Here is a 24,399-nt window from a genome sequence, read left to right as displayed (position 1 = left end):
GAGCTCAGCCGCCCGTTCGCCCGGGTGGTCGAGGCCCGGCAAGAGCCAAGGAGCCCACGTTGGCTGAGCTGCACGTCGAGCTGGTCGCAGCCGACCGCAAGGTGTGGTCCGGTGCGGCCACCATCGTTGTTGCCCGTACGGCCTCCGGCGACACCGGCATCATGCCGGGTCACACCCCGGTGCTGAGCGTGCTGGAGACCGGTCCGGTCACCATCCGCACCGCCTCCGAGGGCACGATCATCGCCGCGGTGCACGGTGGCTTCATCTCGTTCGCCGACAACAAGCTGTCGATCCTCGCCGAGATCGCCGAGCTGGCCGACGAGATCGACGTCGCCCGCGCCGAGCGCGCGCTGGAGAACGCCAAGGCCGACACCGACTCGCACGCCGAGCGTCGCGCCGAGGTCCGACTGGTCGCCGCCGGCGGCCTGAAGGCGCATCACTGAGCCTGGTTTCAGCGACGGTCCCGGGGACGCCTGGTGCGTGTCCTCGGGACTGTCGTATCAGTTGGTAGGAATGGGCGGCCGCGCAAGGCCGTCAACGGGGATGAAGGCAGCGAGGAGGTAGGTGAGCGTGGTCCTCGCCCTTGTGGTGTGCGCGTCGGTGGTGGTCCTCGCCATCGCGGGGCTGGTCGGCTTCGCGGTACGCCGCCGCCTCATCCAGCGGGTGGGCGGCACCTTCGACTGCTCCTACCGCTTGAAAATGCCTGTGGACGCCTCCACGCAGCCGGATCTCGACGAGAACGGCCAGCCCACCTCGGCCCCGGTCCCCCAGACCGATGGCAAGGGGTGGGTTTTTGGTATCGGCCGCTACAGCGGTGACTCCATCGAGTGGTTCCGGGTGTTCTCGTACGCGCCCCGGCCGCGACGGGTCCTGCCGCGCACCGAGATCGAGGTGCTGGGCCGCCGCTACCCGCAGGGGCAGGAGGAACTCGCCCTGCTCTCCGGCTCGGTGGTGCTGCGCTGCCTGCACCGGGGCGCGCCGCTGGAGCTCGCGATGAGCGACGACGCGCTGACCGGCTTCCTGGCCTGGCTGGAGGCCGCCCCGCCCGGGCAGAGGGTCAACGTCGCCTGATTCCCGGCCAGTCGGGCGTGACGCGGCTCGCGTCCACCGGCTTCGACGTGCGCGCTAGGCTGCGGGCATGGTGAACCTGACGCGCATCTACACCCGGACCGGGGACGACGGCACGACCGCGCTCGGCGACATGAGCCGGACCACCAAGACCGACCCGCGGCTGATCGCGTACGCCGACACCAACGAGGCCAATGCGGCGATCGGTGTGGCGCTGGCCGCCGGGGCGCTGGACGGCGAGCTGGTGCCGGTGCTGACCCGGATCCAGAACGACCTGTTCGACGTGGGCGCGGACCTGGCGACGCCGATCGTGGAGAACCCCGAGTACCCGCCGCTGCGGGTCGAGCAGACCTACATCGACCGGCTGGAGGGGGACTGCGACCGGTTCCTGGAGCAGTTGGAGAAGCTCCGCAGCTTCATCCTGCCCGGCGGCACCCCCGGCGCCGCGTACCTGCACCTGGCGTGCACCGTGGTGCGGCGGGCCGAGCGGGCCACCTGGGCGGCGATCGAGGCGCACGGCGACAACATCAACCCGCTGACCGCGAAGTACCTCAACCGGCTGTCCGACCTGCTGTTCATCCTGGCGCGGGTGGCGAACAAGGAGCGCGGCGACGTGCTCTGGGTGCCCGGCGAGAACCGCTGACCCGCCGTCACTTCTGCCGTTTCGGGAAGAGCGTGTAGCTGGCGGCCACCACCAGGTTGATGCCGACCACCAGGGCCATGCGCGGGTACCAGTCGTCGAGCGCCGCGGTGCGCGCGGCGTCGCCGACCAGCCACTGGACGGCGGCGACCAGCGCCACCGTGACGGCCGCGGCCAGCAGCGTCAGCAGGAACACGCCCCACTCGTAACGGGCCCGCGGCGCACCGTACTTGGGCGCGCCGGCGGGCTTGGGGCCGCCCGCCAGCCGGTGCGCGGCATGGCCATCGGCCCAGCGGACCATGCGGTGGCCGTAGGCGATCGAGAAGCCGACGTACGCGGCGGCCAGGCCGTGCGACCAGTCGGCAGTGGCGCCGCCGCGCAGATCGGCGACGGTGGCGCCGAGGATCACCAGATCGACCACCGGCAGCAGCGCCAGCAGTGCCAGACCGGTGCGGCGCAGGCGCAGCGCGTAGCGGGCCAGCAGCCCCGCCGCCAGCACCACCCAGAAGCCGGCCTCGCCGGCCACGATCAGGGATACCATGCTTCGATCCTCCCCGCGTACGGGCACGTCGTCATCGTCCGCCCAGCGGACAGGGACGTCAGCCGTTCGTCGGACGGCGGGTCGTCCGACCGGTCGTTCCGGCGGGGCGGAAGGAGTGCTGGGATGGGCCGGGTGAGACTCTCCGAGCACCGACAGGACCAGGCCATCGCCGCGGCCGGGCTGCTCGGCGGGCTGCTGCTGATCGTGGTCGGCGCGTACGACCGGCGGCCCGGGCTGTCGGCGTGGGCGTCGGTGCTGCCGCTGGTCGCGATGGCCGGGCTCACGCTGCTGCGCCGCCGGCGCACCGTGCTGGCGGTCAGCGTCGGCGGGGTGGTGTTCGGCCTCGGCCTGTACCTCGGTTCGGTGCTGGCGACGCTGCTGCTGTACACCGACCTGCTGTACGCGGCCGTGTTGTACGGCCCGCCGCGGATGAGCCGGGTCCTGCAGCTGTCGGGCGCCGCCACCACCGTGGTGCTGACCGGCCTGGCCTGGCAGTTCGCCTCGCTGCCGGAGGCATTGCTGGTCGCCGTGTTCTGCGGGCTGATCTTCCTCTCCCCGGTGTGGACGGCCGACCTGCTGCGCCGGCACCGGGACGCCGCTGAGGCGGAGAGGCTGCGGGCCGAACAGACCGCGCTGCTCGCGGAGATGGACCGGCGCGGCGCGGTGGTCGCCGAACGGTCGCGGATGGCCCGCGAGCTGCACGACGTGATCGCCAACCACCTGTCGGCGATCGCCATCCACGCCACCGGCGCGCAGTCGGTGGCCCGCCGGCAGGAGCGCGCGGCGGACGAACCGCTGGTGGAGGCGCTCGCGGTGATCCGGGAGAACAGCGTGCAGGGCCTCGCCGAGATGCGCCGGATGATCGGCCTGCTGCGCGAGGCCGCCCCCGAAGAGCCGTACGCCGCACCGCGGTTGGCGGCCGTCGACGTGCTGCTGGAACAGGCCGTCGCGGCCGGGCGGTCGGCCGGGCTGCGGTTCGAGGAGGAACAGCTCGGCGAGCCGGGCGAGTTGCCCGCGCCGGTCGAACTCGCCGCGTACCGGATCGTCCAGGAGTCGCTGACCAACGCCGTCAAGCACGCCGCGCCCGGCCCGGTCCGGCTGCGCATCCGGTACGGCGAGCGGGAGTTGGAGATCATCGTGGAGTCCCCGTACCGGGAGGGCGAGGGCCGGGCGGTGCCCGGCGCGAAGGCCGGGCTGGTCGGCATGGGGGAGCGGGCCCAGCTGCTCGGCGGCGAGTTCGACGCCGGGCCGACGGACGGACACACGTGGCGGGTGCGGGCAGTGCTGCCGCGGACGACGAGCGGGGAGCGGGAATGATCCGGGTACTGGTGGCGGAGGACCAGGCGGCCGTCCGGGCCGCGCTGGTGATGATCCTGCGGGCCGAGGACGACCTCGCGGTCGTCGGCGAGGCCGCGGACGGCGAGGAAGCCGTCCGGATGGCGCTGGAGCTGCGGCCCGACGTCGTGCTGATGGACGTGCAGATGCCCCGGCTGGACGGCGTCGCCGCGACCCGGCGGGTGGTGGAGGCCGGGGCCGCGCAGGTTCTCGTCCTGACCACCTTCGACCTGGACGCGTACGTGTGGGGCGCGCTGCGGGCCGGCGCGGCCGGGTTCCTGCTGAAGGACCTGGAGGCCGAGACGCTGGTCGAGGGCATCCGCACGGTCGCCCGCGGCGACGGGATGCTCGCGCCGTCCGTCACCCGGCGGCTGATCTCCTCCTTCGCCCGGTCCGAGGCGTCGGCGGTGGAGCCGGACGCGCTGGACGCGCTGACGCCCAAGGAGCGCGAGGTGTTCGGCTGCCTCGGCGCGGGCCTGTCCAACGCGGAGATCGCGCACCGGCTCGGAACGGCGGAGGCCACCACCAAGACGCACGTCAGCCGGATCCTCGCGAAGCTCGGACTGCGCAGCCGGGTGCAGGCGGCGATCCTCGCGCAGGAATGGGGAGTGACCGTTCCCGGGGAGCAGTGACGGTTCCTGCCGTTTCGGGGGGAGGGGCGCAGATCACACCGGTTCCGGTGCAGATCACACTGCCGGAACGCACCACGGGGCGCGTGCTCCTACTAGAGTCCGGCGCAGAGCGATGTGGCTCCCGTCGGGCGGTCCGTGCTGCCCCGGCACGGCGAGCTGCTCGGCGTGCCCCCGGGAGGACCAGATGACCGCAGGATGAAGCCCCGCACCCTCCGGGTGAGTTTGCTCACGGAGCACCGCGCAGACGGGTGATTTGGGCGGTAATCGAGCGTAGGTACCAGGTGTACCTGCGTATATTCCCTCGGACGGGTGAAGTTGAGGGACAGTCCGCCGGGTGACAGCAACCTGCGGAACTGGTTGGCCGTCAGATTCAGAAAAGGACCGGTGCACAACCGGACCTGAAACGCAGCGCGATCGGTCCCTGGGGCACGGGACGGGCGGCAGGCGCAACGCGGCGGGCGAACAACGGCACACGGCGGAGGAGGAGGACAGCGTGCGCATCACCGGCGACCACACCGGACTGGCCATCGAAGGGCGGCTCGACGTGCGCAGCGCCGCCGATGCCAGGGCGTTGCTGCACGCGGCGGTCGACGGCGGAGAGGGCGACCTCGTCCTCGACCTCGGGCGGCTCGAATTCTGGGACGCGACCGGGCTCGGTGTCATCATGGGCACCCACCGGCGGGCCGGGCGGGTCGGACGACGGCTGGTCCTGCGGAACGTGCCGGTGCAGCTGCAGCGGCTGCTGGTGGCGACCCGGCTGCACCGCATCCTGGCGGTCGAGGGGGCGGTTCAGGACCCGGTGGGGACGACGCTCCCCATGCTGGGCTAGGTTCTGCACTCCCCGTCCTCCCGCCCGCCCTTGTCCACCCGGTGTGTTGACCCGGTTCGGTCATGTGGGACAGTCTCCGGTCAGGTGTCCGAATGGCGGGGAGCAGTGACGTGGGACAGCCGAGTGGGATACGTCCGCGGGGCGGCGAACTGGTCAGCGGTGAGCGGCTGGTGGTGGTCGGGGGACCGGAGGGGTCGGAGGCTCGGCACTGCCCGGACGAGTGGCTGCCCGAGCCGCGGCGGATCCGCGGACTGGTGCAGGCGCGGCCGGAGTTGGGGCCGACGGCCGCGGTGGGACCGCTCGCGTTGGGGGCCGGGCCCGGGGACCTGCCGCTGCTGGATCGGGACGGCGACATCGAGGCGGTGCTCGGGCAGCTCCGCGAGGGCCGCTCGGTACGGCTGGTCGGGCAGGCCGGTTCGGGCCGCTCCGCCCTGCTCGCGGCCGTCGCCGAGGCGGCGGGGGAGCTGGCGCCCGACGGCGTGGTGCGGCTGAGCGGCTACCGCCGGACGCCCGCCGACCTGTTGCAGGACCTGTTCGCGGCGACGCACCAGGCACCGGACTTCCGCCCCGATCGGGAGCAGCTGGTCGAGCTGCTGGCCGGGGTCGCCGCGGTGGTGGTGATCGACGACGTGGAGCCGTCCGGCGACGAGCTGGAAGGCCTGCTGGCGTTGGCGCCCGAGTGCGCGTTCCTGGTCTCCACCGCGCCGGACGCGCCGCTGTCGGCCCCCGGTTCGCGGCTGCGGGACCACCTGGTGGCGGGCCTGTCCCGGCCGGCGTCCCTGACGCTCGCGGCGCGACTGGCGGGGCGTCAGCTGGACGAGGGCGAGCGGGCCTGGGCGGTGGACCTGTGGTTCGAGTCGGAGGGCCTGCCGCTGCGCTTCGTCCGGGCGGCGGCGCTGCTGCGGCAGCGGGACGTCACAGTGGACGCGCTGGTCGCCGCGCAGGAGGACCGGCGGAGCGTCTTCGGTTTCGTGCAGGAGTACGAACTCCCCGGCGATCCGGCCGAGTTGGAGGCCGAGCTGCGGGCCGGGGTGCCGCTGCCGTCGGTGGGCGAGAGCGCCTCGCCGGCCCGGCTGCTGGTGCAGGGACTGAGCGAGCCGGCCCGGCGGGTGCTGCGGCTGGCGCTGGCGCTGGACGGCGAGTGCCCGACCGCGCCGCACCTGCCCGCGCTGATCGACGTCGGCCTCGGCGAGAGCGCGCTGCAGGAACTGGTGGACAACGGCCTGGCGGTGTCGGTGGGCGGCCACCACCGGCTCACCGAGGGCGTGCTGGTCGCGCTGCTCCCCGAACTGGAGTCCGACACGCAGGGCGAGCCCGCGCCGTTCGCCCCCGGCGGGGTCGCGCACGGCGCGGCCGAGCACCTCTCCTGGTGGGTCGGGCACGCGTCGGTGACGACCCGGCAGGTCGCCGCCGAAGCCGGGGTGATCCTCGCGGTGCTGCGCGCCGAACGGGACGCCGACCAACCCGAGCAGGTGCTGCGGCTGGCCCGGGCCGCCGCGCCCGCGCTGGCCCTCTCGCTGCGCTGGGGCGCCTGGGAGCAGGCCCTCCAACTCGGCCTGGAGGCCGCCCGGATGCTCGGGGCGACGGCCGAACAGGCCTGGTTCCACCACGAGTTGGGCGTTCTCGCACTGTGCGTCGGCAGCTCCCGGCGGGCCGTCGGCGAGTTGGAGGCGGCGCTCGCGCTGCGGGCCGACGGCGGCGACCGGCGCGGCGGGACGGCGGCGCGGCGGATGCTCGACCTGATCCGGCTGGAGGAGACCGCGGCGCTCACCGCCGGGGCCGACGACACCCAGCCGATGCGCGGGCGGCGCACCATCCGGGCGATCGCCCAGGTGCCGGCCCGGCTGCGCAAGCGGGCACCCGCCGGGGCGCGCAGGACGGTGCTGGCGGCGAGCGCGGCGGTGATGGCGCTCGGCGTGCTCGGCACCGCGATCGGCGTGGCCGTCAGCAACGAGGACACCCCCGCGGGCAAGCAGCCCGGCACGTCCGCCGACGACATCCCCGTGCCGGACGCGACCACCAGCCCCCGGCCGAGCACCAGCCCGCGGCCGTCGGCGAGTGACAGTGCGACGCCGTCCGACAGCCCGTCGGAGTCGGCGAGCGACAGCCCGTCCAGCACCCACCGGCCGAGCGGCAGCCCGAGCAGCACGAAGCCGGGCACGACGCCCAGCTCCACCAAGTCCACGCCGGCACAGTCGAGTTCGGCTCCGCAGCCGAGCAAGTCGACCGGTCAGTCGTCGAGCCCCTCGCCGCCGTCCAACAGCCAGACGCCGAGCTCCCCGCCGCCGACCGGCCCGGACCCGTCGACCAGCCCGCCCGCCGCCGGTTAGCTGGACGTTGAGCCGGAGTTGGAGCCGGCAGCCGCCGGGGCGGTTGTCGGTGTCCACGGTGAGTGCACCGGGTGGCCCGGGGTGGCCGTGAAGCGATCGTCGGGGAGCGCGCCGCCGCATTGGCGGGCGTCGCCGTTCCCGGCGTACCGGATGTCGGGGGAGACGGACGGGGTGTCCGCCACGAGGAAGGTGAGGATGCACCCGCCCGGTCGGCTGTCGGTGTCGATGCGGATCGACGGGCCGAAGGTGCGGGCCGAGGGCGAGGCAGGCATCCGGTAGTCGCCCTGGTTTTCGCACTGGCCCGGGCCGGTGCCGGGCGAGGCCGTCCAGGCGTACCGAACGGAGGCCGGGCCCAGCTGGTTCTGCGGGTCGAACAGGCCGAAGGCGAGCAGGCAGCCGCCCGGGCGGTCGTCGGCGTCGAGGACGATCCACTCGCCGTTGGGGTGGGCGGCGCGGGAAGGACGGTCGCGACGGCGGTCGCTGCGACGGCGGCGAGTGGGGCGAACCTGCGGATGACGTGGTGCACGCTGACGGCTCCCTTCGGTGGGGGCCTTGCGGCCCTCTGCCGTTCAGGGAATCCGGCAGCGTGGGCACGCCTCACCGAATCGGCGCCCCGGGCACGCGAATCCACTGGAAGGGCGGCGGGGTCAGGAACGGAGCCAGGCGTCGACGGTCTCCGCGGACAGCCGCCCGCCCGCGGCCCGGTCGGTGTACCAGGACCAGGCCGGGCAGTCGAGCATGGCCGCGCCGAGGTGCTCGGGGGCGGCGGGGCCGAGGGCCTCGGCGGTGAGGCGGTGGGCCAGCTGGAGCGGTGCCTGGCGGGCGCCCAGCCAGGCCTGGGCGGCGGCGAAGCCCTGGTCGGCGTGCAGGCGGCGGACGGGTCCGAGCCAGCCTTCGCGCCACCAGGCGGCGCGATCGGCGTCGGGGACTTCCGCGAAGGTCGGCGCGAGGGCCTCGGCCAGGCTGCGGGCGTGGTCGGACTCCTCGCCGGCCAGCTGCGGGTACTCGGTGGCGAAGTTCGACCAGTCGGTCTCGGTGGGGACGCTCTCCGGGCCCACCGGGTCCTCGGCGTAGTGGGCCTCGCCGGTGACGAAGACGTCCCGCAGCACCTGGTAGCGCAGGCCGGTCGAGCGGGCCAGCAGGGCCGCGTCGTACAGGTCCTTGCCCTGCGGGTAGCAGTCGGTGGCGAGCCACAACAGCTTCCAGGCGAGCGAGAGTTCACGCCCGGCGACGTTCAGCACGGTGCCGGGGGCGAGCTCCAGGGGCTCGGCGGGGACGGGCAGCTCCTCGTTGAAGACGAAGTCGAGCTGCACCGTGCCGCCGGGCAGGCCGTCGGCCTCCCAGCCGAGCAGCAGGCGGCGACCGGGGGCCCGCTCGTACGTCCAGATGTCCTCGGTGACGCTCCGGCCGGGCGGGAAGCGGACGGGCCCGGTGGTGCGGCTGACGGCGCCGACGATTTCGTCGAACAGGTTCTCGGTGCGCGGGTCGTCGAGCGTCCAGTCGGCGGGGGTGACGACGAAGTCCACGTCGCCGGGTTCGCGGGCGGCGTCGCCGAACCAGGCCTTCAGCACCACGGAGCCGCGCAGCACCAGGTGGTCGGCCCGGCCGGAGGCGGCGACGGCGGCCAGGGCGGCGTCCATCGCGGTGCGGCGGGCCGCGTACCAGGCGGTGGAGAGGTCGGGGTCGGTGAAGCGCGGCTCGCCCGCCCGGTAGGCGTTGTCGAACTGCTTCAGGGCCGGGTCGAAGATCTCGGGCTGAGTGGCCCGCGGGTCGTCGATCGGCCGGTGGGTGCGCGGCCGGTGGCGACGGTCCTCGGGCAGCAGGCGGTGGTCGGGCACGGGGCCTCCTCGGTCAGCGGGTGGTCGGGGCGTCGTCGAGCCAGCCGGAGTCCAGGGCGAGCGCCGAGTCGTGGACCACGTACTCGCGGGTGACCTTCAGCGGTGGGAAACCGGCGGCGGTCAGCGCGGCGGTGAGGTCGTCGAGGCGGGCGCCGGCGGAGGCCGGGCCGAGGCGGTGGCAGCGCTGGGTGACGAAGTACTGGCGGTGGCCGTCGGGTTCGGTACGGCGGGCGTTCCAGGAGACGTGCGCGTGGTGGCCGTCGGCGGCCCGGGCCAGCGCGTCGCGGGGGACGCCGGGGGCCGTCCGGACCTTCACATGGTGTTCGAAGTAGCAGGCGGCGTCGGCGAGTTCGGCCTCCGCGTCGGTGTCGGGGACGCCCGGCGTCCAGGGCGCCGCCTCGATCTTCACCCGGACCGGGGTGAACCCGGCGGCCCGCAGCCGGGCCACCTCGGCGGCGGCGCGGCGGTGCTGGGCGGCCAGAGTGCCGTCGCTCTGCCAGGACAGCATCGGCTGCGACGGGTGCCGGCCGCGGGCCAGCAGGATGTGGGTGAACTCCAGGCCGTGCGCGGCCGCCCAGCGGGCCAGCGCGTCGACCTCGGCCGGGGCCAGGGTGAGATGGGTCTCGTACCGGCCGACCGGGTCGGCGCTTCGAACGGGCATGCGGGGGATTGTCGCAGCGCGGTGCGGGCGGCGGCCACCGCAATCGGCCGCCGCGGGGGGCTCAGAACAGCTTGAGCTTGTCGTCGTCGATGCCGCGCAGCTCGTTGTAGTCGAGGACGACGCAGCCGATGCCGCGGTCGGTGGCCAGCACGCGGGCCTGGGGCTTGATCTCCTGGGCGGCGAAGATGCCCTTGACCGGGGCGAGCAGCGGATCGCGGTTGAGCAGGTCGAGGTAGCGGGTGAGCTGCTCGACGCCGTCGATCTCGCCGCGGCGCTTGATCTCGACGGCGACGGTCGCGCCGTCGGAGTCGCGGCAGAGGATGTCGACCGGGCCGATCGCGGTCGGGTACTCGCGGCGGATCAGCGACCAGCCGGCGCCGAGCACCTCCATGCGGTCCGCGAGGAGCTCCTGCAGGTGCGCCTCGACGCCGTCCTTCACCAGGCCGGGGTCGACGCCGAGCTCGTGGCTGGAGTCGTGGTGGACGTCCTCCAGGGTGATGATCAGCTTCTCGCCGGCCTTGTTGGTGACCGTCCACACCCCCTCGGTCTCCTTCAGGGAGCACGGCGGGGACATCCAGTTCAGCGGCTTGTAGGCCCGGTCGTCGGCGTGGATGCTGACGCTCCCGTCGGCCTTCACGATCACCAGGCGCACGGCGGAGGGCAGATGTGCAGCGAGGCGGCCCGCGTAGTCCACGGTGCACTTGGCGATTACAAGACGCATGGGGACAAGCCTACGGCCCGCCGGGAGTGCCCCTGTCCCTGTTCGATTCCGGAGGCGCGGGGAGGGGCGCGGGGAGGGGCGCGTGGACGGGGCGTGCGGCCGGGGGAGGTGCGCCGGCGCGCAGTGGGTCGAGGGGGCGTGATTCCCGAGACAGGCGGCTGTCGGAAGGCGGGCCCGGGGGCCGTTTGAAGCGAGTGCCCGCAGAGCGGGTGTGGGCGGGCCGGGAGGGGCGAACCATGGTGCTCGCAAGGCCACCGAGGTGGGCCGGGCCGGCTCGGCGCGAAGGGTCGGTGCACAACTGATTCCGGCCAATCTGGGCCCCGGCGGAGCGATTCGGGTGGCAATCCCCGGATTCTCCAGCCGGGCCCGGGAAGGACTGACACGCTGGTCTGAACCCCTGGCCAGGACCTCGACGACGCGACGCGACCCCCCAGACCGTCGCGCCGCCGGCACTCGAACATCGCGCGCGGTTCACCGCACGTCCGTCCAACGCACCCTCAGCACACCGGTACGACCGCCCCGTCGACTCCGCCGGGGCGGACCGTGAGAGGAGAACCCATGTCGCTCGACGTCTCACCGGCCCTGTTGGAGAAGGCCGAACGAGGCGAGGTCGACGAGCGGGAGTTCGTCGACTGTGTCCGCACCTCGCTGCCCTACGCCTGGGACATGATCAGCTCCCTGGTCACCCAACTCGAGGTCGACGGGACCGACTTCGCCGACAACGAAGTCCCCCCGCCGAGCGAGCAGGAACGCGGACAGCTGCTCCGGGCGATGGCCAGTGACGCCATCCGCGGAGCCCTGCAGCGCCACTTCGGCGTCCAGCTGGCCTTCCAGAACTGCCACCGGGTCGCGGTCTTCGCCCCCGGCCCCGACACCACCGAGCGGCACGCCCGCTTCACCTCGGTCCGTGCCCAACTCCTCAACCAGTCGCCCGAGTTGCGCGACTGCTGAGACCCGACACACCCGAGCGCGGGTCGCCCCGGACCCAGGGCCGGGGCGGCCCGCGGGCGCATGCTCAGCGCAGCTGCGGCAGCACCTCGGCGCCGATCCGGTCCAGGTTGTGCAGCGTCGCCGCGGTGTCCCCGGACCCCTCGGCGAGCAGCGCGAAACGCCGGATGCCGGTGCCCTCCGCGGTCGCCAGCAGCCGGTCCGCGCACTGCCGGGGCGTGCCCACCGCGTGCAGGTCGCACAGCAGCTCGGTGTACGCCCGCGGATCGCGCATCGACCGCTCCCGGCCGTCCACCGTGCGGTGCGCTCCCAGCCCGTACGCGAAGAAGTCCGGCATCGTCCGCAGCAGGTCGGCCCGGGCCGCCCCCGCCCGGTCGTCGACCTGCACCACGCCCGCCGCCACGTGCTCCCGCTCCACCCGGGCCAACTGCTCCTCGCCGCGCCCCGCGGCCCGCCAGGCCGCCCGGTAGGCGGCCAGCATCTCCCGCTTGTCCTCGTCGCCCGAGTGCATGCCCAGCAGCATCGGCAGGCCCCGCTCGGCGGCCGTCCGCACCCCGGCCGGCGAGGTGCAAGCCATCACCACCGGCGGGCCCGACTGCAGCTGCTGGGACGGTTCCTGACGCTGCCTCGGAATCACCGCGGCCGCCGCGGGCGGCGTCCCGTCCAGGCCCAGCCAGCCCGTCAGGTCGGCCCGCCGGGGCTCCACGGCCCGCGGCACCACCGCCACCTCCGGGAAGTCGAACTGCGGCCCCGAGCCGCCCACCCGGGCCCCGTGCAGCCAGCTCAGCAGCAGGTCCAGGCGCTCCGGGAAGCCCTGCTCGTACGCCGCCAGGCCGCCGCCGAACACCGCCAGGTCGATCCACGGCCCGCCGCGGCCCACGCCGAGGGTGAACCGGCCGCCGGAGGTCAGGTGCAGCAGCGCCGCCTGCTCGCCCAGAGCCACCGGGTGCCGGGTGCTCAGCACGCTCACCGCGGTGCCCACGCCGATCCGCCGGGTGCGGCCCAGCAGTATCCCGGCCAGCGTCGCCGCGTCCGGGCAGACCCCGTACGGCACGAAGTGGTGCTCGGCCAGCCACACCGCGTCCAGGCCCACCCGCTCGGCGGTCAGCGCCGCCGAGACGGTCCGCTCCAGCGCCTCGCCGTGGCTCTGGCCGGGGAACTGCGCGGACAGCAGGAACGCGCCGACCCGGATCGCGTCCGTGTCGGCGCCCGGTGCCGGGGCCGGCTGCGTGGCCGGGGCCACCCCTCGGGCGGTCGTTCGCCGCTCGGCGGAGCGGGCATGCGGGCGGGCGGTGGTCTTCGTCATGGGGCGTGTCTCCTCGGTGCGCGCGCAGGGTTCGCGGGCCCCGCCGTGTCACCTCGTGAGTAACCCATGTCATGTGCCAATGGCACGCCGAACCCTCAATTTGCCCAAGGGAAGGGTGGATTACCGTCGAATCGCTGAAGCCTGGCGGGGATACATGCTAATGGCGCGGGAGTGACGGGTGTGACGCGTGTGACTCCCGGACACAGCGGGCGGGAACAGGTCCGGCCACCGCCGTCCCCCGGCGGCGCGGCGGACCGTACCCTGGAGGGACAACGCGCCGGAACGAGGGGTAGTCACGTGTCACCGCGCCGCAACCGGATCCAGAAGTCCGAGGACCGTGAGAGCGCCGCGCCCATGGGCGGCTCGCTGCGTCGGGTGGAGTCGTACCGGGGCGAGGACTGGGTCGTGCAGACCGTGGCCGGCACCGCCGGGCGGCACTACCGCTGCCCCGGCTGCGACCAGGAGATCCCGCCCGGCGTCGGCCACGTGGTGGCCTGGCCGGACCACGGCAGCGGGGTGGACGACCGGCGGCACTGGCACCGGGCGTGCTGGGGCGCACGCGAGCGCCGCGGCTCCAACCTGCTGCGGGGCCGCGGCGCTCCGAGGTACTGACGGCCGGTCAGGCGTCGCGGTGCTTCAGCACCAGGTAGCCGCCGATCAACGCGGCCGCCGCCCACGCCGCGCAGATCGCCAGGCCCGTCCACGGCCCGTACGGGTGGTCCCCGGTCGGCACCACCTGGAGCGCCGCCGAGCCGGCCCGGTCCGGGAAGTAGCGGACCACGTTCTTCACCACGGGGACGATCGACAGGATCGGCGAGACCAGGAAGAAGAACGGGATCAGGATGCCCAGCGACAGCACCTGGCTGCGCAGCATCATGGTGACGCCGATCGAGAACAGGCACAGCAGCGTCAGGTAGCAGCCCGCGCCGAACACCGCCCGCAGCACGTTGGGCCGGCCGAGATCGGTGTTGTACCGGCCGAGCGCCACCTGCCCGACGAAGAACGCGACGAACACCGTCACCAACGAGACCGCCAGCGCCAGCACGCCCAGCACCGCGGTCTTCGCGCCCATCAGGACGCCGCGCTGCGGGACGGCCGCCAGCGACACCCGGATCATGCCGCTGGCGTACTCGTTGCCGACCGCCAGCACGCCGAACACGACGATCGCCAGCTCGCCGAGTGCGATCCCGGAGAGCGAGGTGTTCGTCGCGTCGAACGGGTTCCGGTCGTGCTCGGTGAACTGGGCGAAGTTCAGCCTGGTCAGCAGCGAGATCGCGAAGCCCATCGCGACCACGATCAGGAAGGTGGTCACCAGCGTCCACACGGTGGAGCGGATGCTGCGGACCTTGGTCCACTCGGACTGCAGGACAGCGGGGAACGCGGCCATCTCAGCTCTCCTTTCCGGCCTGGCGAGTGTCCCAGCCGGAGCCCCAGGCGGGCTGCGGGGCCGGGGTCGCGGCGGCGCCGGGGATGTCGGTGCGGTACTCCACGGAGTCCGCGGTCATCTGCATGAACGCGTCCTCCAGCGAAGCCTGTTGGGGGCTCAGCTCGTGCAGCGTGACGCCGTGCGCGGCGGCCAGGTCGCCGAGCAGCACCGGGTCCCCGTCGGTCACCTCCCAGGACCCGTCCGGGCCCGGCCGGGGGGACAGGCCGGCACCGCGCAGCGCGTCCAGCAGCTGCTCCGGCTGCGGGGTGCGCAGCCGCACCGAGGAACGCGAGTTCTGGCGGATGAACTCGGCCATCGGCAGGTCCGCCAGCAGCCGGCCGCGGCCGATCACCACCAGGTGGTCCGCGGTCAGCGCCATCTCGCTCATCAGGTGCGAGGAGACGAACACCGTGCGGCCCTCGGCGGCCAGCGACTTCATCAGCCGCCGGATCCACACGATGCCCTCGGGGTCGAGGCCGTTCACCGGCTCGTCGAACATCAGGATCTTCGGGTCGCCGAGCAGCGCCGCGGCGATGCCCAGACGCTGGCCCATGCCCAGCGAGAACCCCCGGGCGCGCTTCTTCGCGACGGCCGTCAGGCCCACCAGGTCGAGCACCTGGTCCACCCGCTCGCGCGGGATCCGGTTGGACTGCGCCATCCACAGCAGGTGGTCGTAGGCGGTCCGCCCCGGGTGTGCGCCCTTCGCCTCCAGCAGCGCGCCGATCTCCCGCAGCGGGTCCTGGACGTCGGCGTAGCGGCGGCCGTCGATGGTCACCTCGCCGGCGGTCGGCCGGTCCAGGTCGAGGATCATCCGCATGGTCGTGGACTTGCCCGCGCCGTTCGGGCCGAGGAAGCCGGTGACCACGCCCTCCGGGATCCGGAAGCTCAGATCGTCCACGGCCAACTTGTCGCCATAACGCTTCGTCAGGTGGTGCAACTCGATCATGTGCCACTCCCTTGGTCTGCGGCCAGGGTAGGACAAAAGCCCTGGAATCGGACGAACGCCGTCCGGGGCGCGGCCACGGGGCCTACGGTGGAGCCATGACCTCCCCCAGCGCGCCGACCGTCCGCGAGAACGGCACCGGCACCCCGCTCGTCCTCCTGCACGCCTTCCCGCTCTCCGCGCGCATGTGGGAAGGACAACTGGAACGTGTACCCGGCCCGGCCGGGGACGACGCATGGGTGGTCGCACCGGACCAGCGCGGCTTCGGCGCCGCCCCGCTCGGCGACGGGCCGCCCTCGCTGGACGCCGCCGCCGACGACCTGGCCGAGCTGCTGGACCGGCTCGGAATCGAACAGGCTGTGGTGGGCGGCCTGTCCATGGGCGGCTACGTGGCGATGGCCTTCGCCCGCCGCCACCCGGAACGGCTGGCCGGCCTGATCCTCGCCGACACCAAGGCCACCACCGACACCGACACCGCCCGCGCCAACCGCGAACGCATCGCCGCCACCGTCCTCGAACGCCGCAGCACCGACCTGCTGATCGAGGAGAACACCGCCGAGAACCTGCTCGCCCCCGGCACCGACCCCGAACTCGCCGACAGCGTCCGGCAGATGATCGCCGAGGCCGACCCGGCCGCGGTCGCCTGGGCGCAGCGCGCGATGGCCGACCGGCCCGACTCGCTGGAGGCGCTGGCCGCTCTGGAGGTGCCCGCCGCCGTCATCGTCGGCGAACTCGACACCGTCACCCCGCTCGACGAGGCCCGGATGATGGCCGAGGCGCTGCACGACGCCGAACTGACCGTCATCCCCGCCGTCGGCCACCTCTCCTCGCTGGAGGCCCCCGAGACCTTCAACGCCGCCGTCCGGGCCTTCCTCAAGCGCCTGAAGCAGCACGGCTCCTGACACGCCGGAAGGGCCCGGAGCGGCACGCTCCGGGCCCTTCCGTGCTGTTCTCAGCGGGCGGCTGCCCCGACCGGGGCCGCCGTCAGCGCGACTGCTGCGCCGGGACGCCCAGCGAGTCGTCGGTCGGCAGCGACGCCGCGGCGACCGCCGCACCCGTCAGGGTGGCCAGCATCTCGCGGACGTTGGTCAGCTGCGCGTTGATCGAGTCGCGGCGGTTGGTGAGCGCCGCCAGCTCGCGCTCCGACTCGCTGCGGACCCGGTCGGCCTTCGCGTTGGCGTCGGCCACGATGTCCTCGGCCTGGCGCTGCGCGGTCTCGATGGTCTGCCGGGAACGGCGCTCCGCGTCGGTGCGCAGCTTCTCCGCCTCCAGGCGCAGCTGCTCGGCACGGTGCTCGATCTCGGCGAGGCGCTTCTCGGCCTTGGCCTGACGGGCCGCCAGGTCGCGCTCGGACTGCTCCCGGCGCTTGGCCAGGTTGGTCTCGAACTCCAGCGCGGCCTGCGCGGCCTTGGTGCGGGTCTCCTCGAAGAGGGCGTCCGCCTCCTCGCGCTTGTTCTGCGCGTCCTTGTTGGCCTCGGCACGCAGCTGCGCCGCGTCCGACTTGGCCTTGTCGACGATCCGCAGACCCTCGTCCTCCGCCTTGGCCTTGCGGTCCTTGGCGTAGTTCTCGGCCTCGGTGCGGACCTGCTGCGCCGCGGCCTCGGCCAGCTCGCGGTGCTGCTCGGCGGCGCGGTGCGCCTCGTCGCGCAGGTCCTTCGCCTCCTCCTCGGCGAGGCGGAGGATCTTCTCGACGCGGGCGCCGAGACCGGCGTAGGAGGGCTCCGCCTCGGTGACCGCAGCCTGCGCGGTCTGGGTCTCCAGGTGGAGTTCCTCGATGCGCTTCTCCAGCGCGCTGATCCGGGAAAGCGCGCTGTCTCGGTCGGCCACCAGCTTGGCGATCCGCTCGTCGACCTGGGCGCGCTCGTACCCACGGCGTACCAGGTCGAAGCCGTGCGGGGAGTGACTGTCGCTCATGGGATTTCTGGGCTTCCTGTCGTCAAACCGCTGAGATGGTTGAGGGAATCCTGACACGGTACCGGAGTGTCAACGGCGAAACGCCGTTGGCTGACGGACAATGTCCGCTCAATCGGGTGGCGCGCCCCCGGAGCGATTGCCGCCCGATCGCGGAGAGCCCACCCCGGCACCGGCCTTGGGTCCTCCGTCCTTCTTACTGCCCCCGTTGCTGTGAGCGGCCGGCGCCGGGGCCTCGAACGCCTCCAACGCCGACAGCACGTCCTGGACCCGAGAAATCTCGGTGTTGATGTCCTTTCGGCGGCGCACCAACTCGTCCAACTCCCGCTGGCCCTCGTCGGTCACGCGCTTCGCCTCGGCCTTTGCCTCCGCGAGCAGCCGCTCCGCCTCCTCGGCGGCCAGCCGCAGCTGCTCCTCGGCGTCCGAACCGGCCCGCCGAATCCGCTTCTCCGACTCCTCGTCGGCGCGCTTGAGCCGGGTCGCGGCCTCGTCGGCCGCCGCTTCGAGCTGCTCCTCGGACTCCATCTCGGCGGCCTTCAGCTTGGCCTCCGACTTGATGATCAGCGCCTCGGCGCGGGTCGTGGAGTCGGCGAGCTTGTTCTCCGCCTCCTTCAGCAGACCCTCGGCCTTGCGCACCGCCGAGATCCGCACCCGGCCGGCCTCCGCCGACGCCTCCGACGTCAGCTCCGCCGCCCGCGACTCGGCCGCGGCGATCAGCTCCGCCGCCCGCTCCTCGGCCTCCGCGACCTGCGCCTGCGCCTGCTCCTCGGCCTCGGTCAGCTGCTCCTGGGCGGCCGTCACCAGCGCGTCCACCCGCTCGCCGGCGGACTTCATCGCCTGCGCGTTCTCCTTGCGGGCCCGCTCGTGCAGCGCCTCGATCTCGGAGTCGGTGCGCTCGCGCAGCTCCTCCGCCCGCTCGCGGATCGCGTGGGAGTCCCGGCGGGCCTCCTTCAGCAACGCGTCCGCGTCCGAACGGGCCCGCTCCACCTCGGCCCTGCCCTGCGCCTCGGCGGTCGCGGCCAGCCGCTCGGCCTCCTTGCGGGCCGCCGTGACCAGTGCGTCGGCCTGCTCCTCGGCCGCCGCGGCCGCCGCCAGCGCCTCCGACTGGGCCTGCTCGGCGAGCTGCTCGGCGTCCGCGAACGCCTTCTCCAGCACCGACTTGGCCTGCTCGCGGGTCGAACGGTCGTACGCCTCGGCGGCCTCCCGCAGCTCCGCGTCGAAGGACTGCGCGCGGGAACGGATGCCCGCGTCGAACTCCTCCGCCAGGGTGCGGGTCGCCAGCGCGTACTCCTCGGCGTCCCCACGCAGCGCCGCGGCCCGCTCCTCGGCGTCCGCCAGCGCGGCCGTCGCCAGCTCGTCCGCCTCGGCCAGCGCGCGCTGCGCCCCGGCCTCCGCGGCGGACCGCTGCTGCTCGGCGAACTCCGCTGCGGCGGCGTGCAGTTCGGCGGCCTCGCGGTCGGCGAGGGCGCGCAGCTCGGCCACCTCCCGCTCGGTGGCGGCGCGCAGCTCGGCGGTCTCGTGGTCCGCGACGGCGCGCAGTTCCGCGGTCTCCCGGTCGGCGACGGCCCGCAGCTCGGTGGTCTCGCGCTCGGCGACGGCGCGGAGCTCGGCGACCTCCTGCTCGGTGGCCTCGCGGAGTTCGGCGGTCTCCCGTTCGGCGGTGGAGCGGAGCTTGCGGTCGAACGTGGTGGCGGTCGCCCGGGTGTCGTGGTCGAACGCGATGGCGGCGTTGCGGAGCTCGGTGGTCTCCCGCTCGGCGAGGGCGCGCAGCTCCTGGTCGAACACCGTTGCGGCGTCGCGGAGTTCGACGGCCTCGCGGTCCGCGACGGCGCGCAGCTCGGTGGTCTCGCGCTCGGCCGTTGCGCGCAGCTCGGCCGCGTCCTGCTCGGCGGCCTCGCGCAGGCCGGCGGCCTCCTGCTCGGCGGCGGCCCGCAGGTCGGTGATCTGCCGGGTCGCCGTCTCGTGCAGGCCCGCGACCGACTGCCGGACCTCGGCGGCGTCCTGCTCGGCCGTCTCGACCAGCTCGGCGGCCAGCGCCTCGGCCTGCGCCCGCAGCTCCTCGGCGGTTCGTTCGGTGTTCGCGCGCAGTTCCGCCGTCTCGCGGTCGGCGACCGCGCGGAGCTCGGCCACCTCCTGCTCGGCGGTGGCGCGCAGCTCCTGGTCGAACGCGGCTGCGGCGTCCCGGAGTTCGGCGGTCTCGCGGTCCGCGGCGGCGCGGAGCTCGGCGACCTCCTGCTCGGTGGCGTCGCGGAGTTCGACGGTGTCCTGTTCCGCGAGGGCGCGCAGTTCGCGGTCGAACGTGGCTGCGGCGTCCCGGAGTTCGGCGGTCTCGCGGTCGGTGACGTCGCGGAGTTCGGCGGTCTCGCGGTCCGCGAGGGCGCGCAGCTCGGTGGTCTCGCGGTCGGCGGCGTTGCGGAGCTCGGTGGTCTCCCGCTCGGCAGCGGCCCGCAGTTCGGTGGTCTCCCGCTCCGCGAGGGCGCGCAGCTCGGCCGTCTCCTGCTCGGCGGTGGCGCGCAGTTCGCGGTCGAAGGTCTCGGCGTCCTCGCGCAGCCGCTCGGCCCCGGCGCGGTCGGCGGTGGCCTCGGCGGCCAGCGTCTCGGCGTCGGTGCGGGCGGTGGAGAGCTGCTGGTCGGCCTCGGCGCGGACCCGCTGGGCGTCCTGCGCGGCGGCCTTGCGGACGGCCGCGGCCTCGCCGTCGGCGGCCTCCCGGATGGCGGTGGCCTCGGCGAGCTTCTCGGCGGTCAGTGCCTGGTCGCGCTCCAGGTCGCCACGGGCGGCCTCGCGGGCGGCGCCGGCCTCGTCGCGCAGCGCCTGCGCGGCGGCCTCGGCCTGCTCGGCGACCGTACGGGCAGCCTCCTCGGCGGCCTCGCGCACGCCCCGACCGGCCTCCTCGGCCTGCTCGCGCCGGAGTTCGGCCCACTGGGCGGCGTCGGAGCGGACGGCCTCGGCGGCGGCCTCGGCCTCCGTGTGGACGGTCTCCGCGTCGGCGTCGGCCAGTTCGCGGGTCTCGGCGGCGTCGCGTTCGGCGGCGGCCCGCTGCTCCTCGGCGGCGGTCTTCGCGGCGGCCAGCAGTTCGTCGCGGGCCTGCGCGGCGGAGGAGGTGAGCTTCTCGGCCTCGGTGCGGGCCCGGGTCAGGGTCTGCTCGGCGCGGCCCTGGACGGCGGAGGCCTGCTCGCGGGTCGCGGTGCGCAGCCGTTCGACCTCTTCGGCGGCGCCGGCGCGCAGGGCGTCCGCGTCGGTCTTGGCGCCGGTGAGGAGTTCCTCGGCCTGCTTGGCGGACTCCTCGATCTGCACGGCGGCCTGGCGGCGGGCCTCGGCGCGGACCCGTTCGGCCTCGGCCTCGGCGGCGGAGCGCTGCTCCTCGGCCTGTTCGCGGGCCCGGGCGGCCTCGGCCTGCATCCGCTCCAGCTGCTCGCGGATCGAGGCGGCGTCCTCCATGGCGGCGTTCTGCGCCTGCTCGACGGCCTCGCGGGCCTGCTCCAGCAGCGTGCCGGCCTCGGACTTGGCGTGCTCGATCAGCCGTTCGGCCTCGGCGGCGGCCTCGCCGCGGGTGGCCTCGGCGTCGACGGCGGCGCGGGCGAGGACCTCTTCGGCCTGCTTGGCGCCCCGGGCGAGGCGCAGCGCGGCGTCCTTGGCGCCCTCGGCGCGGCCCTCCTCGGCGGCCTCGGCGCGCAGCCGTTCGGCGTCGGCGGCGGCCTGTTCGCGCAGCTCGGATGCCTTGCGCTCGGCGGCGGCCCAGTGCTCGGCGATCTCCTTCTCGGCGTCGGAGCGCAGCTCGGTGGCGACCGACTCGGCGGCGCTGCGCAGGCGTTCGCTCTCTTCGGAGGCGGCGGCCTTGGCGGCGTCCGCCTGGGCCTGGGCGGTGGAGGCGGCGGCCTTGATCAGCTCGGTCTCGCGGGTGGCGGCGGCCACCATCTTGGCGATCTCGGCCCGGGCGGTCTGCGAGCGCTGTTCGCTGGCGGCGTCGCCGTCGGCGACCTTGCGCTCGGCCTCGGCGGCGGCCTCGGACTGGAGGCGTTCGGCGGCGGCGAGGGCCTCCTGGTGCATCCGGGCGGCCTCGGTGCGGGCCCGCTCGGCCTCGGCGAGGGCCTCGGCGCGCAGCCGCTCTATTTCGGCCTGGGCACCGACCAGGGCGGCCTCGGCACGCTCCTGGTCGGCACGGGCCTGCTGCTTGAGGGCGGTGATCTCGGCCTCGGCGGCGCCGAGCTTCTGCTCGGCGGCGGAGTGCGCCTCGGCCAGCTGCTGCTGGGCGGCGCTGGCGGCGGCGACGCGTTGTTCCTCGGCCTGGGCGCCGGTCTGCTGGGCCTGCTCGGAGGCGGCGCGCAGCAGGCGTTCGGCGTCGGACTGGGCGCGCAGCAGGGCTTCCTCGGCGCGGGCCCGGGCCTCACCGCGGGCGGCGTCCACGTCGGCGGCGGTCTGCGCGCGGGCCTGGTCGGCGAGGGCGGTGGCCTCCGCGCGGACGGCGGCCATCATCCGGTCGGCCTCGGCGCGGGCCTCCTGGAGCAGGCGCTGCGCCTCCTGCTCGGTCCCGGCGCGGGTCTGCTCCGCCCAGTTGACGTTTTCGTTGACGTGGCGTTCGGCGGCGGCGCGGAACTCGGCGAGTTCCTCCTCCAGCCGGCGGCGCCGGGTGTTGAACTCGGCCTCCAGCTGGGCGGTGCGCTCGGCCGCCTCGGCCATCATCCGCTGGGTCGCGACCTGGGACTCGCGCACCTGCCGTTCGGCGTCCGCACGCAGCGCCTCGGCCTGCATCTCGGCGTTGCGCAGGAGCTGTTCGGCCTGGCCGGAGACGGAGTCGAAGGCGCGCGGCTGCGCCAGCTGCCGACGGGCCTCGTGGAGCTTGGCCCGCAGCACCTCCACCTGGTAGGCGAGGTCGTCGGCGTGCTCGATGGTCTTGTCCCGCTCTTTGCGGGCCTTCTCCAGCTCGGCCTCGAACTTGGAGAGGTGATCCTCAACGCGGTCGTAGCCCCGCACTCCGCGGTCCCGCCCATCTCCTGATCGCGTCCTCGACCGGCTCCGTGTGCCGCCCCCGGGCAAGTGCCGGGGCCGGACCGGTCGGTCCTTGCCTTCGCTCCGCCGTCCGGGTGGACTCCTGAGCGATCTGGTGCCTCTGGAGAATGGTGACAGATCCGAACGGCGACCGTTCGGCCGTGCCCGCGTCGTGGACTCCCCTGTGGTGCGCGGACCGGAGGTACCTGCGCACCTGGGCATTGTAGTGGGAGCCGTGCCGGGGGGAATGGGGGCGAGGTCCTTTTCGGAAGTTACCGACCGGTTCGTTACTGCTTGTTCGCCCCCCGGCCGGACCCCGTACCGCCCCCCGGCCGGACCCCGTACCGGCCCCGACCGGGGCCCGTACGGCCCGGGTCAGTGCTCGCCGGGCTGCGCGGAGGTGACCAGCTCGGTCAGCACGCCGCCGCAGTCCTTCGGGTGCAGGAAGGTGATCCGCGAGCCCATCGAGCCGCGCCGGGGCTCGTCGTACAGCACCCGCACGCCCTTGCCCTTGATCGCCTCGGCGTCGCCGTCGACGTCCGCGGTGCCGAAGGCGATGTGGTGCACCCCCTCGCCGTTCTTGGCCAGCCACTTGGCGACCGTGGAGTCCTCCCGGGTGGGCTCCAGCAGCTGCAGGTAGGACGCCCCGCCGTCCCCGGTGTCGTTGATCTTCAGCATGGCCTCGCGGACGCCCTGCTCCTCGTTGACCTCGGAGTGGAACACCTCGAAGCCGTAGGTGTTCCGGTAGAACTCGACGGTCCGGTCCAGGTCGAAGCAGGCGATGCCGATGTGGTCGATGCGGGTCAGCACAGGAGTCCTCCGGGGGACGAGGGCCAGCACGGGTCGGGAACGGCACCCAGTGCAGCGCATCGCGTGGAGCGGGCGCCAGCGGCGCGGCTTGCGAGTCTCCTCACATCGGTCGTCCACGGGTGGAACTTCCCGGAACTGGCACGGTGTTCACTGGTAGGTGCCAGTAGCGCTGATCACATCCTCGCGGCGGTGACGCGGCGGTGACCGATCAGTACATTGACCGCATCCCCATACCCTCTGGTCCGACGCGCGAAGGGGCTCGTCCATGACTACTTCTGTGATCGTCGCAGGTGCGCGCACACCGATGGGCCGACTGCTCGGCTCGCTCAAGGGCTTCTCCGCCGCCGAGCTGGGCGGCGTCGCGATCAAGGCGGCGCTGGAACGGGCCGGCGTCTCCGGCGAGCAGGTCCAGTACGTGATCATGGGCCAGGTGCTGCAGGCCGGCGCCGGCCAGATCCCGGCCCGCCAGGCCGCCGTGAAGGCCGGCATCCCGCTGAACGTCCCGGCGCTCACCATCAACAAGGTGTGCCTGTCCGGTCTGGACGCCATCGCGCTGGCCGACCAGCTGATCCGGGCCGGTGAGTTCGAGATCGTGGTGGCCGGCGGCCAGGAGTCGATGACCAACGCCCCGCACCTGCTGCCGAAGTCCCGCGAGGGCTACAAGTACGGCGCGATCGAGATGCTCGACTCGATGGCCCACGACGGCCTGACCGACGCCTACGAGAACATCCCGATGGGCGAGTCCACCGAGAAGCACAACACCCGCCTGGGCATCGTCCGCGAGGTGCAGGACGCCATCGCCGCCGCCTCCCACCAGCGCGCCGCCAAGGCCCAGGCCGACGGCGTGTTCGAGGCCGAGATCGTCCCCGTCGCGATCCCTCAGCGCAAGGGCGACCCGGTGCTGTTCAGCCTGGACGAGGGCATCCGCGCCGACACCACCGTCGAGGGCCTGGCCAAGCTGCGCCCGGCCTTCGCCAAGGACGGCACCATCACGGCCGGCACCTCCTCGCAGATCTCCGACGGCGCCGCCGCGGTCGTGGTGATGAGCAAGGCCAAGGCCGAGGAGCTGGGCCTGACCTGGATCGCCGAGATCGGCGCGCACGGCAACGTCGCGGGCCCGGACAACTCGCTGCAGTCGCAGCCGTCCAACGCGATCAAGCACGCCCTCGCCAAGGAGGGCCTGGAGGTCGCCGACCTCGACCTGATCGAGATCAACGAGGCGTTCGCCGCCGTCGCCCACCAGTCGATGAAGGACCTGGGCGTCAGCGACGAGATCGTCAACGTCAACGGCGGCGCGATCGCGCTCGGCCACCCGATCGGCATGTCCGGCGCCCGCGTGGTGCTGCACCTGGCGCTGGAGCTGCAGCGCCGCGGCGGCGGCGTCGGCGCGGCCGCGCTGTGCGGCGGCGGCGGCCAGGGCGACGCCCTGATCGTCAAGGTCCCCGCGCAGGGCTGACCGAACGTCAAGTCCCCG

Annotated in this window: 21 protein-coding genes; 11 read left to right on the top strand and 10 right to left on the bottom strand. The window is 73.9% G+C overall.

Going from position 1 to position 24,399, the window contains the following annotated elements:
- Window positions 1-59 precede the first annotated feature (59 nt).
- The 3 genes from AMK19_RS21525 (at window position 60) to AMK19_RS21515 (ending at window position 1,711) form a co-directional block, all read left to right on the top strand.
- Window positions 60-443: a F0F1 ATP synthase subunit epsilon gene (locus AMK19_RS21525; protein WP_073814224.1), complete on the top strand. Its 384-nt coding sequence runs from the start codon at window positions 60-62 to the stop codon at window positions 441-443.
- A 127-nt stretch (window positions 444-570) separates the two neighbouring features.
- Window positions 571-1,071: a DUF2550 domain-containing protein gene (locus AMK19_RS21520; RefSeq protein WP_073814222.1), complete on the top strand. Its 501-nt coding sequence runs from the start codon at window positions 571-573 to the stop codon at window positions 1,069-1,071.
- Between the two features lie 67 nt (window positions 1,072-1,138).
- Window positions 1,139-1,711 carry a cob(I)yrinic acid a,c-diamide adenosyltransferase gene (locus tag AMK19_RS21515; protein WP_073814220.1) on the top strand — a complete coding sequence of 191 codons (573 nt, stop codon included), beginning with the start codon at window positions 1,139-1,141 and terminating at the stop codon, window positions 1,709-1,711.
- A 7-nt stretch (window positions 1,712-1,718) separates the two neighbouring features.
- Here the strand turns inward: AMK19_RS21515 and AMK19_RS21510 are convergent, their stop codons facing one another.
- Window positions 1,719-2,249, bottom strand: a complete 531-nt coding sequence (locus AMK19_RS21510) for a hypothetical protein (RefSeq protein WP_073814218.1) — start codon at window positions 2,247-2,249, stop codon at window positions 1,719-1,721.
- Between the two features lie 123 nt (window positions 2,250-2,372).
- On the opposite strand from AMK19_RS21510, the gene AMK19_RS21505 reads away from it, so the two are divergent.
- The 4 genes from AMK19_RS21505 to AMK19_RS36065 all read left to right on the top strand — a co-directional run bounded on the left by AMK19_RS21505 (window position 2,373) and on the right by AMK19_RS36065 (window position 7,375).
- On the top strand, window positions 2,373-3,566 hold the full coding sequence (locus AMK19_RS21505) for a sensor histidine kinase (RefSeq protein ID WP_073814216.1): 1,194 nt from the start codon (window positions 2,373-2,375) through the stop codon (window positions 3,564-3,566).
- The gene (locus tag AMK19_RS21500; protein ID WP_073814214.1) at window positions 3,563-4,216 is read left to right on the top strand and encodes a response regulator; all 654 of its coding nucleotides are present in this window, start codon (window positions 3,563-3,565) and stop codon (window positions 4,214-4,216) included. The genes AMK19_RS21505 and AMK19_RS21500 overlap by 4 nt, the downstream gene beginning before the upstream one ends.
- A 493-nt stretch (window positions 4,217-4,709) precedes the next feature.
- The gene (locus AMK19_RS21495) at window positions 4,710-5,045 is read left to right on the top strand and encodes an STAS domain-containing protein (RefSeq protein WP_073814212.1); all 336 of its coding nucleotides are present in this window, start codon (window positions 4,710-4,712) and stop codon (window positions 5,043-5,045) included.
- 110 nt (window positions 5,046-5,155) lie between these two features.
- Complete coding sequence (locus AMK19_RS36065; RefSeq protein ID WP_158071931.1) at window positions 5,156-7,375, top strand: ATP-binding protein; 2,220 nt, start codon at window positions 5,156-5,158, stop codon at window positions 7,373-7,375.
- Between the two features lie 647 nt (window positions 7,376-8,022).
- Here AMK19_RS36065 and AMK19_RS21485 read toward each other — a convergent pair.
- The 3 genes from AMK19_RS21485 to nucS all read right to left on the bottom strand — a co-directional run bounded on the left by AMK19_RS21485 (window position 8,023) and on the right by nucS (window position 10,595).
- Window positions 8,023-9,213, bottom strand: coding sequence for a nucleotidyl transferase AbiEii/AbiGii toxin family protein (locus tag AMK19_RS21485; protein WP_073814208.1), 1,191 nt, complete (start codon window positions 9,211-9,213; stop codon window positions 8,023-8,025).
- Between the two features lie 13 nt (window positions 9,214-9,226).
- Window positions 9,227-9,874, bottom strand: coding sequence for a hypothetical protein (locus AMK19_RS21480; protein ID WP_073814206.1), 648 nt, complete (start codon window positions 9,872-9,874; stop codon window positions 9,227-9,229).
- Window positions 9,875-9,935: 61 nt separating this feature from the next.
- A complete protein-coding gene (gene nucS / locus AMK19_RS21475) occupies window positions 9,936-10,595 on the bottom strand; it encodes an endonuclease NucS (protein WP_073814204.1) in 660 nt (219 codons plus the stop codon).
- A 558-nt stretch (window positions 10,596-11,153) separates the two neighbouring features.
- Between nucS and AMK19_RS21470 the strand changes: the two genes are divergently transcribed.
- Window positions 11,154-11,546, top strand: a complete 393-nt coding sequence (locus AMK19_RS21470) for an SCO5389 family protein (protein ID WP_073814202.1) — start codon at window positions 11,154-11,156, stop codon at window positions 11,544-11,546.
- Between the two features lie 64 nt (window positions 11,547-11,610).
- Here AMK19_RS21470 and AMK19_RS21465 read toward each other — a convergent pair whose 3' ends face one another.
- Window positions 11,611-12,735 (bottom strand): LLM class flavin-dependent oxidoreductase, encoded by a 1,125-nt coding sequence (locus AMK19_RS21465; RefSeq protein ID WP_073814500.1) that lies wholly within the window; start codon window positions 12,733-12,735, stop codon window positions 11,611-11,613.
- A 411-nt stretch (window positions 12,736-13,146) separates the two neighbouring features.
- Between AMK19_RS21465 and AMK19_RS21460 the strand changes: the two genes are divergently transcribed.
- A complete protein-coding gene (locus AMK19_RS21460; RefSeq protein ID WP_073814200.1) occupies window positions 13,147-13,461 on the top strand; it encodes an ATP/GTP-binding protein in 315 nt (104 codons plus the stop codon).
- Window positions 13,462-13,468: 7 nt separating this feature from the next.
- Here AMK19_RS21460 and AMK19_RS21455 read toward each other — a convergent pair whose 3' ends face one another.
- Window positions 13,469-14,236: an ABC transporter permease subunit gene (locus AMK19_RS21455; protein ID WP_073814198.1), complete on the bottom strand. Its 768-nt coding sequence runs from the start codon at window positions 14,234-14,236 to the stop codon at window positions 13,469-13,471.
- Between the two features lies 1 nt (window position 14,237).
- Window positions 14,238-15,221: an ABC transporter ATP-binding protein gene (locus tag AMK19_RS21450; RefSeq protein WP_073814196.1), complete on the bottom strand. Its 984-nt coding sequence runs from the start codon at window positions 15,219-15,221 to the stop codon at window positions 14,238-14,240.
- A gap of 95 nt (window positions 15,222-15,316) precedes the next feature.
- On the opposite strand from AMK19_RS21450, the gene AMK19_RS21445 reads away from it, so the two are divergent.
- Window positions 15,317-16,120 carry an alpha/beta fold hydrolase gene (locus AMK19_RS21445; RefSeq protein ID WP_073814194.1) on the top strand — a complete coding sequence of 268 codons (804 nt, stop codon included), beginning with the start codon at window positions 15,317-15,319 and terminating at the stop codon, window positions 16,118-16,120.
- A gap of 82 nt (window positions 16,121-16,202) precedes the next feature.
- Here the strand turns inward: AMK19_RS21445 and AMK19_RS21440 are convergent, their stop codons facing one another.
- From AMK19_RS21440 to mce, 3 genes are all read right to left on the bottom strand, one after another.
- A complete protein-coding gene (locus tag AMK19_RS21440; protein WP_014138112.1) occupies window positions 16,203-17,132 on the bottom strand; it encodes a cellulose-binding protein in 930 nt (309 codons plus the stop codon).
- 108 nt (window positions 17,133-17,240) lie between these two features.
- Window positions 17,241-22,100 (bottom strand): hypothetical protein, encoded by a 4,860-nt coding sequence (locus AMK19_RS21435; protein ID WP_073814192.1) that lies wholly within the window; start codon window positions 22,098-22,100, stop codon window positions 17,241-17,243.
- A gap of 390 nt (window positions 22,101-22,490) precedes the next feature.
- Window positions 22,491-22,925: a methylmalonyl-CoA epimerase gene (gene mce / locus AMK19_RS21430; RefSeq protein ID WP_073814190.1), complete on the bottom strand. Its 435-nt coding sequence runs from the start codon at window positions 22,923-22,925 to the stop codon at window positions 22,491-22,493.
- Between the two features lie 265 nt (window positions 22,926-23,190).
- On the opposite strand from mce, the gene AMK19_RS21425 reads away from it, so the two are divergent.
- Window positions 23,191-24,381 (top strand): acetyl-CoA C-acetyltransferase, encoded by a 1,191-nt coding sequence (locus AMK19_RS21425; protein WP_073814188.1) that lies wholly within the window; start codon window positions 23,191-23,193, stop codon window positions 24,379-24,381.
- Window positions 24,382-24,399 lie beyond the last annotated feature (18 nt).

Origin of the sequence: Kitasatospora sp. CB01950, assembly GCF_001905465.1 — a bacterium.
GTDB lineage: Bacteria > Actinomycetota > Actinomycetes > Streptomycetales > Streptomycetaceae > Kitasatospora.
Note: the sequence above shows the minus strand (reverse complement) of the source record. Positions and strands in the feature narration are given on the sequence as shown.